This window comes from Thauera sp. ZXT1-4, from assembly GCF_052598215.2.
The window spans coordinates 1-3,281 of record NZ_JBQWSN020000074.1 but is presented as its reverse complement, the minus strand read 5'-3'; the positions used below and the strand labels follow the sequence as shown (position 1 = coordinate 3,281).

General features: G+C 59.6%; 3 protein-coding genes. All 3 read left to right on the top strand.

Annotation, left to right across the window (positions count from 1 at the left end; translation table 11 throughout):
* Positions 1 to 353: 353 nt before the first annotated feature.
* Positions 354 to 1,004, top strand: a complete 651-nt coding sequence (gene parA, locus ACUH78_RS18940) for a ParA family partition ATPase (protein WP_445334415.1) — start codon at positions 354 to 356, stop codon at positions 1,002 to 1,004.
* A 329-nt stretch (positions 1,005 to 1,333) separates the two neighbouring features.
* Positions 1,334 to 2,776, top strand: a complete 1,443-nt coding sequence (iscB, locus tag ACUH78_RS18935; protein WP_445334416.1) for an RNA-guided endonuclease IscB — start codon at positions 1,334 to 1,336, stop codon at positions 2,774 to 2,776.
* The gene (locus ACUH78_RS18930) at positions 2,776 to 3,012 is read left to right on the top strand and encodes a hypothetical protein (protein WP_020684821.1); all 237 of its coding nucleotides are present in this window, start codon (positions 2,776 to 2,778) and stop codon (positions 3,010 to 3,012) included. Before iscB ends, ACUH78_RS18930 begins: the two co-directional genes overlap by 1 nt.
* Positions 3,013 to 3,281 lie beyond the last annotated feature (269 nt).

Here is a 3,281-nt window from a genome sequence, read left to right as displayed (position 1 = left end):
GCCAGCCTCCACGCACGCTTAGCGTGCTTTATTTTCCGTTTTCTGAGACGACCCCTGGTCGGCGCGATCAATGTTCTAAGGGCGGGACACGCCCGGTTCGCCTGTGAAGTGAGCGATGCAGTCAGGTCGCCAGCAGCAGGAACCCACCGAGGTGAGTCAGTCCTGTCGGGCTGAACACGGTAGGAGTCCCCTTCCTTTGCGCCCTTGGGCGCCGAGCGTTCGCGAGAGGGAGGGGAGGATGTCAAGCGTCCAACAGCCGTTCAAGATCTGCATGAGAGAAGATGTGCTCTTCCTTTACTGTTTTGCGATTCGTCGTAAAATCGTGGTTACGCTAATACAGAGAAAATGAAAACATGATCATTGGACTTCTTAACCAGAAGGGAGGCGTGGGCAAGACCACCCTCAGCGTGAACCTGGCCGCCAGCCTCTCACGCACTGGGGCCCGGGTGCTGCTGATCGATGCAGACCCTCAGGGGAGCGCGTTGGATTGGGCTGCAGCCCGACAAGCCGAACCGATTTTCTCCGTAGTGGGGTTGCCGAGGGCGACCGTGCACAAGGAAATCGGACAGATCGGGCAAGGTTACGATCACATTGTTATCGATGGTCCGCCGCGAGTCACCGACTTGGCCCGATCCGCGATCATGGCAGCAGATGTGGTCCTGATACCCGTGCAGCCTTCCCCCTACGACATATGGGCTGCTGAGGAGGTTGTGAAGCTGATCGAAGAAGCTCGCATCTACAAAGAAAACCTTAAATCCGCTTTTGTGGTTAATCGTAAAATCGCAAATACGGCAATCGGTCGTGACGTTCGCGAGGCTCTCACTGCTTATCCCGTCCATGTGTTGGCATCTAGCGTCACACAGCGGGTTGTTTTCGCCGAGGCAGTAGCCCAGGGGCTGGCCGTGCATGAGATTGACAAAGACGGAGCCGCAGCGTCAGAGATCGAAGCCGTAACGGCGGAGTTGATGGAGTTTGCACGGTCAATTACCCGCCACCTGGCGTAGCCGCCGAGGTGGGGGCTTGTGAACAACAAGCCTGATTGACCAGGCCAAGCTGCAGCACTCAGCTTCACGGTGCGGCAGCTACGTTGCAGCGAAGTACAAGACGCACCGCCGGATGCTTCCTCAGTCCGGCGCTCTGCAAGCGGCAGCAGCAGACACGCCTTCGGGTTGGCACGAAACGGGCTGTCGCAAGATCGGAATCATCGATCGAAGCTGCGTTGCAACATGACCGAGGGGAGCGGCGCCGCCAGGTTGTTTTAGGCGGCGCCCGTAACAAGGCCTGTAAAGGCTAGAAGCAAAGGGCATGCAGTTGAAACATTCAAAGGATCGACATGGCAGTTTTTGTTCTGGACCGAAGCGGCAAGCCGTTGATGCCGTGCAGCGAAAAGCGCGCAAGAAAGCTTCTTGCCGCTGGCCGTGCGCGCGTGCATCGGGTGATGCCGTTCGTGATCCGGATCGTCGATCGCCGCCTGCAGGATAGCGCGTTGCAACCGCTTCGCGTCAAGATCGACCCGGGCAGCAAGACGACCGGCCTCGCGCTTGTGCGCGAAGCCGAATCGATCGATGCCGCGAGCGGTGAAGTGCGCCGCGAACTCTTCGTGCTCAACCTTTTCGATCTGGTGCATCGCGGCCGCCAGATCTCAGAAGCGCTCACCGGGCGCCGTACCTTCAGGCGTCGTCGTCGTGGTGCGAACTTGCGTTATCGCGCGCCGCGCTTTCTCAACCGGGGAAAAGGCCGGGGCTGGCTTGCGCCGTCATTGCGTCACCGCATCGAGACCACGCTCGCCTGGGTGCGTCGGTTCGAGCACTGGGCGCCGGTCACCGCGCTCTCGCAAGAGTTGGTGCGCTTCGACACGCAAAAGATGGAGAACGCCGAGATCTCCGGCGTCGGCTATCAGCAAGGCACGCTCGCGGGCTACGAGCTGCGCGAGTACCTGCTCGAGAAGTTCAACCGCAGCTGCTGCTACTGCGACGCCAAAGACGTGCCGCTCAACATCGAGCACATTCATCCGAAGGCGCAAGGCGGCACGAACCGCGCGTCCAACCTGGCAATCGCCTGCGTCCCGTGCAACACGAAAAAGGGCGCGCGCTCGATCGAGGCCTTTCTCGCGAAGGACCCGGCACGTCTTGCTCGCATCCGGGCGCAACTGAAGCGCCCGCTCAAGGACGCGGCCGCTGTCAATGCGACCCGTTGGGCGCTCTTCGAAGCGCTCAAATCAAAAGGGCTGCCGGTCGAGACCGGCAGCGGCGGTCTCACAAAGTTCAACCGCACGCGCCTCGGTGTTCCGAAATCGCATGCGCTCGATGCCGCCTGTGTCGGCCAAGTCAATGCGATTCACGCCTGGTCGCGCCCGACGCTTCAGATCAAATGCACCGGCCGTGGCAGCTATCAGCGCACGCGGCTCACGCAGTACGGCTTTGCGCGCGGCTATCTGATGCGCACAAAATCGGTCAAGGGGTTTCGAACCGGCGATCTCGTGCGCGCGTCGGTCACCGCCGGAAAGAAGATCGGCGAATACATCGGCCGCGTGGCGGTGCGCGCCACCGGCAGCTTCAACATCCAGACCGTTGATGCGGTCGTGCAAGGCGTCTCGCACAAATACTGCCGCATCGTTCAGCGGGGCGATGGCTATGGCTATGCCTGGTCAATCACCCCATCCAACACCGGGAAAAACAACTTCCCGGTTTCCTCCCGCCTCCTGACTGGTCGGCTCCGCCTGAATGTTGCTACGCAACAGGCCAGTCAAGGAGGGGGTATCCACCGGAGTATTTGATGACGACGAAGAAGATATCCATTGGCGTGAAGCCAACTGGCAGGGCCGTACCTGCCGCAGCTGATGCATGGGTAGAAAGTCGCGTCCCCGCAGATGGTCCTGAGCCGATGAAGCGGCTTACCATCGATGTGCCAGCCAGCTTGCACAGGGCGATCAAGACACAGTGCGCGGTGCGTGGCACGAAGATCGCTGACGAAGTGCGCGAGCTTTTAACACAGAAATACGGTGAATCGTAAAAACAGATTTACGATTTTACAGAAATCAATGTTTGCGCTTAAAGTGCATAGCGCTTGTTTGCATGCTGAGAAGAGATGCTAAGCAGTGTGCAAGACTGTCGGTGCATGCGGACTGGGAACACTCAACGTTCTCTTGACATCCTCCCCAGCATCGCTGCATGGCTTGTCGCGCACATGGTCAGACATGGAGAATCTGCTTGAACGCTTGTCCGCGCATTCCCCCTGCTAGGCGCACGGAGGCGTTGGCTCCTCAGTGCGCGAGCACGACG

Excerpts from the sequence above, each read along its gene's own strand:
- parA (WP_445334415.1), top strand. The coding sequence starts at position 354 with ATGATCATTGGACTTCTTAACCAGAAGGGAGGCGTGGGCAAGACCACC.
- iscB (WP_445334416.1), top strand. The coding sequence starts at position 1,334 with ATGGCAGTTTTTGTTCTGGACCGAAGCGGCAAGCCGTTGATGCCGTGC.
- ACUH78_RS18930 (WP_020684821.1), top strand. The coding sequence starts at position 2,776 with ATGACGACGAAGAAGATATCCATTGGCGTGAAGCCAACTGGCAGGGCC.